Origin of the sequence: Alteromonas sp. D210916BOD_24, from assembly GCF_047159385.1 — a bacterium.
Taxonomy (GTDB): Bacteria; Pseudomonadota; Gammaproteobacteria; order Enterobacterales; family Alteromonadaceae; genus Alteromonas.
In genome coordinates, this window is the sequence record NZ_AP038333.1 from 2093848 (window position 1) to 2106960 (window position 13113).

General features: G+C 47.3%; 11 protein-coding genes. 7 read left to right on the top strand and 4 right to left on the bottom strand.

Features of this window, described 5'->3' with window-relative positions:
• Positions 1–102 precede the first annotated feature (102 nt).
• From ACMCM8_RS09070 to ACMCM8_RS09095, 6 genes are all read left to right on the top strand, one after another.
• Positions 103–510: a MerR family transcriptional regulator gene (locus tag ACMCM8_RS09070; RefSeq protein WP_159625046.1), complete on the top strand. Its 408-nt coding sequence runs from the start codon at positions 103–105 to the stop codon at positions 508–510.
• On the top strand, positions 507–1676 hold the full coding sequence (locus tag ACMCM8_RS09075; RefSeq protein WP_412722331.1) for an isovaleryl-CoA dehydrogenase: 1170 nt from the start codon (positions 507–509) through the stop codon (positions 1674–1676). Before ACMCM8_RS09070 ends, ACMCM8_RS09075 begins: the two co-directional genes overlap by 4 nt.
• An 87-nt stretch (positions 1677–1763) precedes the next feature.
• A complete protein-coding gene (locus tag ACMCM8_RS09080; protein WP_412722332.1) occupies positions 1764–3371 on the top strand; it encodes a carboxyl transferase domain-containing protein in 1608 nt (535 codons plus the stop codon).
• An 11-nt stretch (positions 3372–3382) separates the two neighbouring features.
• Positions 3383–4249, top strand: coding sequence for an enoyl-CoA hydratase/isomerase family protein (locus ACMCM8_RS09085; protein WP_412722333.1), 867 nt, complete (start codon positions 3383–3385; stop codon positions 4247–4249).
• Positions 4246–6327, top strand: a complete 2082-nt coding sequence (locus tag ACMCM8_RS09090; RefSeq protein WP_412722334.1) for an acetyl-CoA carboxylase biotin carboxylase subunit — start codon at positions 4246–4248, stop codon at positions 6325–6327. Before ACMCM8_RS09085 ends, ACMCM8_RS09090 begins: the two co-directional genes overlap by 4 nt.
• Before the next feature lie 5 nt (positions 6328–6332).
• Positions 6333–7232 carry a hydroxymethylglutaryl-CoA lyase gene (locus ACMCM8_RS09095; RefSeq protein ID WP_412722335.1) on the top strand — a complete coding sequence of 300 codons (900 nt, stop codon included), beginning with the start codon at positions 6333–6335 and terminating at the stop codon, positions 7230–7232.
• A gap of 90 nt (positions 7233–7322) precedes the next feature.
• On the opposite strand, the gene ACMCM8_RS09100 is transcribed toward ACMCM8_RS09095, so the two are convergent.
• Positions 7323–8480, bottom strand: a complete 1158-nt coding sequence (locus ACMCM8_RS09100; RefSeq protein ID WP_412722336.1) for an MFS transporter — start codon at positions 8478–8480, stop codon at positions 7323–7325.
• A 116-nt stretch (positions 8481–8596) separates the two neighbouring features.
• On the bottom strand, positions 8597–9130 hold the full coding sequence (locus tag ACMCM8_RS09105) for an SRPBCC family protein (protein ID WP_412722337.1): 534 nt from the start codon (positions 9128–9130) through the stop codon (positions 8597–8599).
• Between the two features lie 373 nt (positions 9131–9503).
• Here ACMCM8_RS09105 and glgC point away from each other — a divergent pair, with 373 nt between their 5' ends.
• Positions 9504–10790, top strand: a complete 1287-nt coding sequence (glgC, locus tag ACMCM8_RS09110) for a glucose-1-phosphate adenylyltransferase (RefSeq protein WP_412722338.1) — start codon at positions 9504–9506, stop codon at positions 10788–10790.
• A 9-nt stretch (positions 10791–10799) separates the two neighbouring features.
• Here the strand turns inward: glgC and ACMCM8_RS09115 are convergent, their stop codons facing one another.
• The gene (locus ACMCM8_RS09115) at positions 10800–11612 is read right to left on the bottom strand and encodes an alpha/beta fold hydrolase (RefSeq protein WP_412722339.1); all 813 of its coding nucleotides are present in this window, start codon (positions 11610–11612) and stop codon (positions 10800–10802) included.
• 72 nt (positions 11613–11684) lie between these two features.
• The gene (locus ACMCM8_RS09120; protein ID WP_412722340.1) at positions 11685–13007 is read right to left on the bottom strand and encodes a spinster family MFS transporter; all 1323 of its coding nucleotides are present in this window, start codon (positions 13005–13007) and stop codon (positions 11685–11687) included.
• Positions 13008–13113 lie beyond the last annotated feature (106 nt).

The window sequence follows — 13113 nt, forward strand, 5'->3', positions numbered from 1 at the left end:
AATAACACCAAAGTGCTAGACACGTTATTTACTGAATTAATTACAACCGCCCCGTTAACAACATGAGGTGGCAATAAAGAGCTTAGCAACAAGGTACATGTAATGAACAAGTACGACGATGAAACGACTTATGCAATTGGCGAGCTTGCTCGAGAATTCGATATTACACCTCGCTCAATTCGATTTTACGAAGAGCAAGGTTTAATGTCCCCTTCGAGAACTGGACAGAACCGCGTTTATTTGAACAAGGACAGAGTAAGACTAAAACTTATTCTGCGCGGTAAACGGTTGGGTTTTTCCCTTGCAGAAGTGAAGACGTTGTTCGACATGTACGACAGTAACCCCAATTCAGCGGTTCAGTTAGAAGCCATGCTGGAAATGACAGAACAAAAACGCGCAGTGCTCCGTCAACAACTTGAAGATATTCAAATGTTAATGACAGAACTTGACGATGTAGAGGCGCGTTGCCGCGAAGAACTCGCAGAACTCAAACGAGGAAAAATTGCATGAACACTGTTTACCCTACCCTAAACTTTGGCCTTGGCGAAGACATCGATATGTTGCGCGATCAGGTATATCAATTTGCGCAAAACGAAATTGCCCCGCTTGCCGAAAAAGCCGATACAGACAATCAGTTCCCTAATGCCCTATGGCCAAAACTGGGAGAGATGGGTTTGCTTGGCGTGACGGTGTCAGAGCAATACGGCGGGTCTGAAATGGGCTATCTTGCCCATACCATCGCCATGGAAGAAGTAAGTCGTGCGTCAGCAGGTATCGGCCTGAGTTACGGCGCCCATTCCAATTTGTGTGTTAATCAAATATTTAAAAACGGTAACGACGCGCAAAGGGAAAAATACCTACCTAAACTCGTGTCAGGTGAACACATTGGAGCCTTGGCCATGAGCGAACCCAATGCAGGTTCTGACGTGGTCAGTATGAAACTCAAAGCGGAAAAACGCGGGGATAAGTACATCTTAAACGGCAACAAGATGTGGATCACTAACGGGCCTGATGCACACACTTTTGTCATTTACGCAAAAACCGACCCAAATGCGGGCCCTCGTGGCATCACCGCCTTTATTGTTGAACGGGATTTCCCCGGTTTCAGCCGCGCCCAAAAACTGGATAAATTAGGTATGCGTTCATCAAATACCTGTGAGTTGGTATTTGAGGACTGCGAAGTGCCGGCAGAAAATGTTATCGGCAAAGAAGGTGAAGGGGTACGTGTGCTGATGAGCGGCCTCGATTACGAACGCCTCGTGTTATCAGGTGGCCCACTTGGCATTATGCAGGCTTGCATGGACATTGTTGTGCCCTACATTCACGACCGTGAACAGTTTGGTCAATCAATAGGTCAATTCCAGTTGGTTCAGGGAAAAGTGGCAGATATGTACACCCAAATGAATGCTGCTCGTGCCTATGTTTACGCAGTCGCCAAGTCATGTGATCGCGGAGAAACCACCCGTAAAGATGCAGCTGGTGCCATACTTTATTCTGCAGAATTGGCCACTAAAATGGCCCTTGATGCCATTCAGTTACTGGGTGGTAATGGCTATATCAATGAATACCCTACTGGCCGTCTATTGCGCGATGCCAAGCTGTATGAAATTGGTGCTGGCACGTCTGAAATTCGCCGTATGCTTATTGGCCGTGAATTGTTTAACGAATCTAAGTAATGCGTAAGCTAACTGCCTAAACGCCGCTTATCACAACAAACGCTAACACAGCCTCCTTGATTGGAGGCTGTCACATAAGGAGGGGTCATGCCCGTTCTTCATTCGACGATAAATGTAAAATCAGAAACCTTTGTGGCTAACAGCGAAGCCATGCAAGCTCAGGTTAATGACCTTCTTGCTAAAATAGAACAAATTGCGCAAGGCGGCGGTGAAAATGCTGCCCAGCGCCATGTCTCTCGAGGCAAGCTGCTTCCTCGCGATCGCATTAATGCCCTTATCGATAAAGACACGCCCTTTTTAGAAATTGGCCAGTTGGCAGCATGGGAAGTGTATGAAGACTATGTTCCCTGCGCCGGCGTTATCGCTGGAATAGGTGTAGTGAATGGTATTGAGTGTATGATTGTCGCCAATGATGCGACCGTTAAAGGGGGCACCTATTACCCCCTGACCGTGAAAAAGCATTTACGTGCGCAAACCATTGCAGAACAAAATAACCTACCCTGCATCTATCTGGTTGATTCTGGCGGCGCTAACCTGCCCCGTCAGGATGACGTTTTTCCCGACCGCGAACATTTCGGTCGTATTTTTTTCAATCAGGCCAATATGTCGGCGAAAAACATTCCACAAATTGCCGTGGTGATGGGCTCGTGTACAGCTGGTGGCGCCTATGTACCAGCGATGGCGGATGAAAGCATCATCGTTAAAGAACAAGCCACCATCTTTCTAGGTGGTCCACCGCTTGTAAAAGCGGCCACCGGTGAAGTGGTCAGTGCCGAAGAACTCGGCGGCGGCGATGTCCACACCCGCATTTCAGGGGTTGCTGATCACTTAGCCAACAACGATCATCACGCATTGTCGCTAGCCAGAAACGCAGTAGGCAGATTAAACCGTACCAAACCGGATTTCTCTGACTTAGCAGAAGTTAAACCTCCGCGCTATGACAGTAAGGAAATCTACGGCATCGTGCCTGCTGACAGTCGGCAAACCTTCGATGTACGCGAAATTATTGCTCGCATTGTGGATGACTCTGATTTTGACGAATTTAAACCTTTATATGGCACTACACTGGTATGTGGCTTCGCCAGAATATTTGGCTACCCAGTAGGTATTGTGGCGAATAACGGTATTCTATTTGGTGAAAGTGCACTGAAAGGCGCACACTTTGTCGAGCTTTGTTCTATGCGTAAAATTCCGCTGGTGTTTTTACAAAATATCACCGGATTTATGGTGGGCAAACAATATGAACACGGCGGTATTGCTAAGCATGGAGCCAAAATGGTAACGGCAGTGGCCTGTGCCAATGTACCTAAACTCACCGTGCTCATCGGTGGAAGCTTTGGCGCGGGTAACTACGGTATGTGTGGTCGAGCATACGATCCACGTTTTTTGTTTATGTGGCCTAATGCGCGCATTTCGGTAATGGGTGGAGAACAAGCGGCGGGCGTGCTTGCGCAAGTCAAGCGGGATCAAAAAGAACGCGCGGGTGAAGCCTGGAGCGAAGACGAAGAAAAAGCGTTTAAACAACCTGTTATTGATACTTACGAAAAACAAGGGCACCCCTATTACGCCTCTGCACGTCTATGGGACGACGGGGTGATAGATCCCGCTGATACCCGTCTGGTACTGGGGCTTTCTTTATCTGCAACGTTAAATAAACCCATCGAAGATACCCAGTTTGGCATTTTCAGAATGTAGGAGCGATGAACATGGAACAAGCCGTAACTTATCTAGTAGACGAGCGTAACGTCGCATTCGTCACACTTAACCGCGCAGAGAAACACAATGCCTTCGACGATGAGATGATTGGTGAACTCACCCGCATTTTCAGACAAGCAGGCGAAGACAGCCAGGTTCGCGCGGTTGTTTTGCAGGCCAAAGGAAAGAGCTTCAGCGCCGGAGCCGATCTAAACTGGATGAAAAGGATGGCGAGCTACACCCAGCAGCAAAACGAAGCTGATGCGATGGCCTTAGCCACTATGTTGCAAACGCTGTATAGCTTGCCCAAGCCCACCATTGCACGGGTGCAAGGTGCCGCTTTTGGTGGAGCAGTAGGCCTTATTGCGTGTTGTGATATCGCTATAGGTAGCAAACTCAGTAAATTCTGCCTGAGTGAAGTCCGCATTGGCCTGATCCCCGCCACTATTAGCCCCTACGTAATAGAAGCGATGGGCAGTCGCGTATGCCGCCGTTACTTTCAAACCGCAGAGGTGTTTTCTGCTCGCCGAGCCAGACGCTTAGGGCTGCTAAGTGAAGCGGTTACTGAAAGTGAATTAGACAGCACCATCGATGACATCATCGCTAACATTGTTAAAAACGGACCACAAGCCGTTGCTCAGGCAAAAGCCTTGGTACAATGGGTATCGTCTCAACCCATTGATGACAACTTGCTACACCAGACCAGTCAGCGAATTGCACAGGTTCGCACGTCACAAGAAGGTCAGGAAGGGTTAAGCGCGTTTTTAGAAAAACGCAGCGCCGCATGGGTGGAAAAGGCTTCTAGCGAGAAAGACGCCTCTAGCGAGAAACAACACCATAGCGGGAAAAAAACCTCTAGCGGGGAGAAACATAAATGATTAATAAATTGCTCATCGCCAATCGCGGCGAAATTGCCTGTAGAGTGATTAAAACAGCTAACGCGCTGGGGATAAAAACCGTTGCCGTGTATTCAGATGCCGATACCCATGCTCGTCATGTGAAAATGGCCGACGAAGCGGTTTATCTAGGGCCCTCCCCATCAAAAGAAAGCTACCTGCGTGGTGAACTGATAATAGAAAAAGCCAAACAACTCGGCGTTGATGCCATACACCCCGGCTACGGTTTTTTATCAGAAAATGCAGGTTTTGCTAAACAATGTGCAGACAATGACATTATATTTGTAGGCCCACCCGCTTCTGCAATTGAAGCCATGGGATCTAAGTCGGCCGCCAAACATATTATGGAACAGGCCGGCGTGCCGCTGGTACCGGGATACCACGGTGATGATCAGAACGAAGTCGTATTAAAAGCTGCTGCGGATGAAATGGGTTACCCCGTTCTGTTGAAAGCAGCTGCAGGTGGCGGTGGTAAAGGCATGCGTCAGGTGTGGAGCGAAAAAGAATTTTCGCAAGCATTAAGCGCGGCCAAACGGGAATCGATGGCCAGTTTTGGTGACGACCACATGTTAGTGGAAAAGTACCTAACTCGGCCGCGTCACGTAGAGATCCAAGTGTTTTGTGATACACACGGCAACGGGGTGTATCTGTTCGAACGGGATTGTTCAGTTCAGCGTCGTCATCAGAAAATCATTGAAGAAGCACCTGCACCCAATATGTCACAGGACGTTCGTGAAAAAATGGGTGAAGCAGCCATTCTTGCCGCACAAGCCATCAATTACGTGGGCGCGGGAACGGTGGAATTTTTGCTCGATGAAGATGGCTCATTCTACTTCATGGAAATGAATACCCGTTTACAGGTAGAGCATCCTGTCACCGAAATGATCACAGGAGAAGACCTTGTTCAATGGCAATTAACCATTGCCGAAGGTAAGCCGCTTCCCAAACAACAAACAGAATTAACCCTTAAAGGGCATGCGTTTGAAGCACGTATTTACGCCGAAGATCCTAACAACGAGTTTCTGCCGTCCACCGGCACGCTTCACCTTCTTAAACCACCTGTAGAAAGTGACGTGGTACGCGTAGACACCGGCGTTGAGCAAGGCGACGACGTCAGCGTGTTTTACGATCCCATGGTCGCTAAACTGGTGGTGTGGGGTGAAACCCGAGAAGTGGCCCTTAAGCGCTTGCTACATGCGCTTGGCGACTATCATATCGAAGGTGTCTCAACCAATATTGCGTTTTTAAAACGGGTGGCAAGTAATGCTGCATTTGCCAAGGCTGAACTGACGACGACCTTTGTGGAAAAGCACCACGACGCACTGTTCGCGCCTGTTGAACAAAGTGAACAATTCACCCACCTTACCCTACCCGCGATGGCATTACTGACCTTGGCTTACCGTCAACGTATAAAGAATGCCGCTCATAGCAACAGAAGTAACCCGCTTTCGGTATGGCGTAACACAGGTGCATGGCGAGCCAATTCACACCATTGTGAAACCTTGTCTCTGACTGTTGATGACACATCACACGATGTTACCGTTAAGCACGTGGAAACTGCCGGCAATATGACCTGGCAGGTCACTATTGACGGACGCTGTTACAACGTATGCGGAGAAATTGCAGTCAGTGATCGCGGCGTGCAAGTGCTAAACGCAGTAATAGATGGATATAAAACCGTTTACAGCTATGCCCACAATGACGGGCAGTTCACGCTATTTGGCAATGAAACCCATGCCACCTTCAACGTTGTCGCGCCTTCTCTGGGTGAGGATAACAGTGCTGATCACGATGCTAATTTCAATGCACCGATGAACGGCACCATTGTTGCGCTACTGGTTGAGCCCGGTCAACCTGTTGAAAAGGGTCAACCTATTCTCATCATGGAAGCGATGAAAATGGAGCACAGTATTATTGCGCCACAGTCGGGTACGGTGGAAAGCTTTTTCTACCAAGCCGGCGAACTGGTCGATGGTGGAGCCACCTTACTTGAATTTAGCGCCACCCCGAACGACCTAGATAGCGACGGAATTAACAGCCGTAATTCGGGCGAGGAGTAAATACAATGAGTTTGCCTACCCGCGTTAGTATTGTTGAAGTCGGCCCTAGGGACGGCTTGCAAAACGAAAAACAGGTACTTAGTGTCGAGGACAAAGTCTCTCTGGTAAATTTGCTTTCTGATACAGGTTTGCAAAGAATTGAAGCTGGCAGCTTTGTCTCACCGAAATGGGTGCCGCAGATGGCTAATTCTGGCGACGTATTTAAGCAGCTACATAAAAAACCCGGGGTCAGGTACGCTGCGCTTACGCCCAATATAAAAGGGTTGGAAGCAGCGCTGGAAGCGGGTGTTGATGAAGTTGCCATATTCGGCGCGGCATCTGAGTCCTTTTCTCAAAAGAACATTAATTGTTCTATCAGCGAGAGCCTGGATCGCTTTGAGCCCGTGATAGCAATGGCTAAAGCACACCATATTCCTGTGCGCGGATATGTATCGTGTGTAATGGGTTGCCCTTATGAAGGCCATATAACCCCAGATGCGGTAGCACAGGTAGCAAAAACCTTGTATGACATGGGATGCTATGAAATTTCATTGGGTGACACCATTGGCACTGGTACGCCGGGCGCGACAAGTGCGTTACTCGATGAAGTGCTAAAGCACCTGCCAGTTAACGTTACTGCCGCCCACTTCCACGATACCTATGGGCAGGCATTGGTCAACCTCTACACGGCGTTGACCTACGGCGTTGCCACCATAGATTCTGCCATCTCGGGACTGGGAGGCTGCCCTTATGCCAAAGGTGCCAGTGGCAATGTTGCCACCGAGGACGTGGTTTACATGCTAAACGGTATGGCCATATCGTCAGGTGTGCATATGGACAAACTGCTCGACACCGCCAGATTTGTACAAGATTTGCTGGGCAGACCGCCTATTTCAAAAGTCGCAACCGCGCTTTTAAATCAATAACGACAAGACACAAGCGCTAACACAACCATTCAGGCGCTTGAATTTTCTAAACACCTGTCTATAAAAGGGTACTGAACATCCACGTACCCTTTATTTTTCTTTGGGTAACAGCACCGTGCTAACAATGGCGACAACCAGAAAACCCGCCATAATATAAACCACTGAAAAAGATAGCATAGGTGTGAGCGCCGCATATAACGCTCCAAAGGCCAGTAATATCAGACCAATACTGGTATTTGAAAATCCCACCAATTCTGTTCTTTCATGCCCTTCTTTAACGTCTAAACTATAGGTTTTGCGGCCTGTACGCACACCGGCGTGGGCAATAGAAAGCATAAAGAACAAGCCTGCTGAAATAGATAACGTATTGCCTTGTGTTAATAATAACCCTACACAAGCGAGCAATGCCAAGATACCCGCTACCTGAAGGGTAAGCCGAGCACTTTTGTCGGCAAGCTTGCCCCATATGAGTGAGGACAACAAGGTAGCAAGGGCCTCTGCCCCAATATAAATTGGCAAGAGATTGCCCACATTGTCTTCGTTTTGCAGCATGAAATAAGGCGCGACAAGGGCTGAGTGCACATATAGCCCGCGCACAACGATAAACTTATACACCGTACTGTCAAAGTTCACGCTGAATAAGTCAGCTTGAGTGTACCCAGTATCAACATGAGTACGAAGGGGCAACATACACATCAAGGTTGCGAAGAATGCCATAGTACTCAATGCCAAAATCCCCATCAGCATAGGCATGTTGAATGTGTCACTAAGCATGATTAAGGGTAAAGCGATCGCAACAGTAACCACACCAGATAGCGTAGATGCTATTCCAATGAGGTGACCCCGCTCACCTTTTTTTGTTATATCCGCTTGTATGTCTTTCGCCGTAAGAGAGCACGCTGAGCGACCAAGGCTTAAAAGGCCTAAGGCCAATAGAATAACGGCGCCAGCCACTACACCATCCCAAAGCACAACAGACAACAGCATCACTAATGCACTGGCGATTTGCACGACCATGCCCACTCGCCACACCACGTGCCTTGCACTGTGCCTACGTAAATAGAAGCTGAGTACTGCTTGTGGAAGTAAAGCGCCAGATTCTCTGATGGGCACCAGCCATCCAACCATCCAACTTGGTGCAGATAAAAGTACGAGCAAGGCCGGTAAGGTGGTTTTAGCTGAGATAAGTAAGTCTGCGAGCTTATTTAGGGAAAGCCCCGCGACCAGACGTTTTTTGTTGCTATCCATTAAACCCGTTTACACCCACTTAAAGACGCATCACCATAGAAGGGGAAAGATAAACCCAATGGGGTACGGGTTTATCTCACGGATAGATCACGTGCTAACGCGATTCTAAAACTAACTTAGCCATGATTTTCGACCAAGGTTTTGAGGTTTTCCAACCCCATTTCAAAATCAGGTCCAATTAGCTTGTCGATAAACAGTACAAAAAACTTATTCACCGGGTTGTTATCAACACGCCCCTCATCCCGCCACGTAACTTGGGTACCGTTGGATACTGGCCGTATCTCCATACTACCCGTTGACCCCATGTCCATTTCCGGAAAATAAAGTCGGTATATCACGCGCTTGTTGTGTTCCAGTTCCGTAATTTCCATTTCACCGTTGCCTTCGGTTTCACTCTTCCACTCAGAACGCATACCGATAGCACGGTCAGGGCCTGCATAATCCAAAGTCATCTGAGGATCCCGCTTAAACCACACGCCCCATTTTTGCCACTCTTTCAAATCGACAATGTAGGGATAAACCTCTGCGGGAGACGCGTCGATGGTAATGCTGCGCTCAACGCTGTACTCTTTGGGTATAACAAAGCTCGTGGCAATAAATAAGACAATAATCCCACCGACAACCATTAAAAACTTCTTTAACACATCCATTAGCGCCTCCAATTTCAACGTCCCAGACAAATATAACATTTAATTAACAAATGTCACTGATGCAATCGTTTTAGTAAATCCATCACAGTGTTTACTTTTTCTTCACAGGTGCATAATTTAAAGCGAAAAGTAAGTAATCAACATGGCACGTAATTATTAACAAAGCATTAAAATGTCACTGTTTTTCTGAGAGTTCTTGTGTAATATAAAATGATAGTAGAACGAGACCCTCTAAGCTGTTGGTTTTCGCGCAATGACATAGTGAGTGCATGGTTTGCTGCGCCAAGGGGAAAGCCGCAGACCTCACACCTTCGTTTTCTTTTAGATATCTTTCAATGCAAAGTTACCGCTTTATTACAGGAGTTTTTGGAAAATGGCAGATCAGAGTTCTCGTTACATCAGTAACCTAACACGGGATACTTATGCACTTATTCTGGCTGGGGGCAAAGGCTCTCGGTTGCATGAACTAACTAACTGGCGCGCAAAACCCGCTTTGTACTTTGGCGGCAAGTTCAGAATCATTGATTTCCCCCTTTCAAACTGCGTTAATTCTGGTATCAGAAGAATTGGTGTGGTCACCCAGTACAAATCTCACTCCCTTATAAGGCACTTGGTAAGAGGCTGGGGACATTTTAAAAAGGAATTGGGTGAATCAGTCGAGATTTTACCTGCGTCACAACGGTTTTCTGAAAGTTGGTACGAAGGCACGGCTGATGCTGTCTTTCAAAATATTGATATTATCCGCGATGAGTTACCCAAATACGTAATGATTTTGTCCGGCGATCATATCTACCGCATGGATTACGGTGACATGCTAGCGCAGCACAAAGAGTCTGGTGCCAAAATGACAGTCTCATGTATGTCTGTGCCTATAAAGGAGGCGGCAGGCGCATTTGGTGTTATGTCAGTGGATGAAAATTTCCGTATTAAAGGATTTGAAGAAAAACCGGCTAACCCTACCCCATTACCCAATGACGAGACTCGCTGTTTAGCCTCTATGGGTAACTATGTTTTCGACACCGAATTTTTGTTTGAGCAGTTACGCGCTGATGCTGAAAACATGGGCTCTCAGAGAGACTTTGGCAAAGACATTATTCCGTCAATTATTAAAGATCATCCCGTCTATGCCTATCCGTTCGAGAAAAGTGGCAGTGACAATGCGTATTGGCGCGATGTAGGCACCATCGATTCATTCTGGGAAGCCAATATGGAGATGGTTGCGCCAGTACCGCAATTAAATTTATACGATAGAAAATGGCCGATATGGACCTATCAGGAACAACTGCCTCCCGCTAAGTTTGTGTGGGAAGATCACGATCGCCGGGGAGAAGCTATCAACTCTGTTGTATCAGGAGGCTGTATTATTTCAGGGTCGACCTTGCGTTCTTCAATTTGCTTTTCAAACGTTCGCGTTCACTCGTATGGCCTGATCGAAGACGCGGTAATCCTGCCCGATGTGGAAATTAAACGCCATTGTAAGCTAAAGCGGGTCATTATTGACCGCGGTTGTGTTATTCCAGAAGGGACAACCATTGGTTATGATCACGCGCAAGATAAAGCACGCGGTTTTAGGGTGTCAGAAAAAGGCGTTGTGCTGGTTACCCGCGAAATGTTGGGCCAACCAGTGGGCGGACTCAAGTCCAACCCAAAATCTGACTAACCACACCACTTAATGTGACTGATTGTTCCACGTTGTAAGAGTCGCGGTGATAAATGCCGCGACATCTTCAGGATGCTCCAGCGGAAACATATGACCACCTTTCATTACCGTGTGAGATATGGCGTTGTGCTTCATTAAGCGTTTGTACATTTCAGGTTTACACACCTGACTTTTTTCGCCGGTCACCAGCACCGCAGGGCATTTCAATTTGCCTTTGTATTTACCTAAGTTGTGCGGCACATTGCGAAACAACGCCGCTTCAACGTCTGCATTAAATGTCAGTGAGATAGCATCGCCTTTTTTCGCTGTCACTGCATTCACATAATCGCGAACACATCGCTTATCCATGTCTCTAAACAGTGCTTTGCCGTGAAAGTATGCTTCCATATCGGTGTGAGCTGGCCAGCGAGTATTGCGGGTTTGAGCTAACTTTGCTGGCGTCAGTTTATTGATAAGAGGGGTATATTTTGCGAACTTAAAAAAATGACTCAGTGGCCCCACAACCAAAGGAGGATCGAACAGTATTAACCCTCGAAATAGTTCAGGAGCTTCGCAAGCTGCCATATAGGTGATGACCGCGCCAAACGAATGACCTATACCGAATACACCACGGGGATCCTTGTTTTCCCTTTCCACATGGCGAATGAGTTCCTTAACCTGATTGCGCCAATTGCCGTTTACAGGTAGTTGAGGATCATGGCCAAACCGTTCTACATGTAAGCGATTGAAGTGATGCGGTAGTGAAGAAAACATAGCGTTATAGCAGCTGGCGGGGAAACCGTTGGCGTGAGCAAAATGAAAACTCAACTCAGATGAAGACACGTGTCACCTCAAAGTAAAACTAAAAAAGAAAGGGGCTCAAAATCAGCCCCTTAGATCTGAAAAGAAATACTACTACAAGCCTCTTCCTTCCGCCATTTCCCAGTCTTTAACTATTTTAGTGCTGGTCCACAAAAACACTGCGATGGACAACGCATAAGGTACAACCAAATAAATAAGTGACTGACGTAGCGCTTCCGTTTCACCCAGTGACGGTACCAGCGATTGGCTAATAATACCGGTAAGTGTGGGTCCCCCACCTAAGGCAATAATATTAAGGACAAAGAAAAATAACGCTGTGGACATAGCTCGCACATTGACGGGAGCTAAGGTTTGCGCCATGGCGAAACTGGGGCCAAGGTACGAACCACTGGTGAACAGCAACAATGCCATTAACCCCACCGACAGCCATAAGTCGTGTACTTGTAGCGAGACATAAAAAGCTGGCACGCCAATGATCAATGCCAACGCCGGTAGTAGCGCATAGGCCTTTTTATTGTGCTTGCCCCAACGATCGGCAATGTAACCGCCTAGCCACACTCCTAACGCATAGGCAGTACCGTTTATAATACCAAACACAATTAAAAGCTGGGTAATATCCAACCCGGCAAAGGCCCTTACGTAGTAGTCGATAATCCAGGTTGATATGGCGTAATTTCCGAAAGAGCCAAAGGAAATACCCAATGCCATGCCCCACCATGTAGGAATTTTAAGCAGCATCTTCAATGAAGCTTTGACACTGGGCTTGTGAGGCTGTTCGGATGAAGTGGCTGAAACAGAACGGCTTGGCTCTTTAACTGTTAACTTAAGCAAAATAGCGAGTAAAACCCCTGGGATCCCCACGCTGTACATTACCGTACGCCAATCTGCCGAGCCCCCTTGCAGAAAAAATGCCGATGCAAAAAAGGCAAGCATCACTCCAAAAGGAATACCCAGTGAATAAATGGCAAGCGCCCCTGCTCTCTTTTCCTTAGGAAAAAGGTCCGAAATAATGCTGTGAGAAGGAGGACTTCCCCCTGCCTCGCCGATCCCCACGCCAATGCGTGCGATAGCCAATTGCATATAGTTTGCAGCTAAACCAGACGCAGCAGTAAAGCCACTCCACAAGGTTAACGACACGGCAATAATGTTAACCCGACTATAGCGGTCGGCAAGCCACGCGATCGGGATCCCCATGACGGTGTATAACAGCGCAAAGTATATTCCTTTCAGCCAACCCAATTGGGCGTCATCTAAACCGAGATCTGCTTTAATGAATGGCGAGAGAATGCCAATGATTTGTCTGTCGATAAAATTAAAGGCATAAACCAACGTGAGAATAAAAAGTACGTAGTTTCGATAACTTTTCGAGGTTACCGCTGCGGTTGCGGGAAATTCTTCTACATGAGATTGGGCCATAACAGTCCTTATAGGTGACAATACCCACAGTCTAGGCATGAGGTAAAAATAGACACAACTTATTGTTACTTATTTGTTAACATAACGAAAATTTCTAACAGAGTCT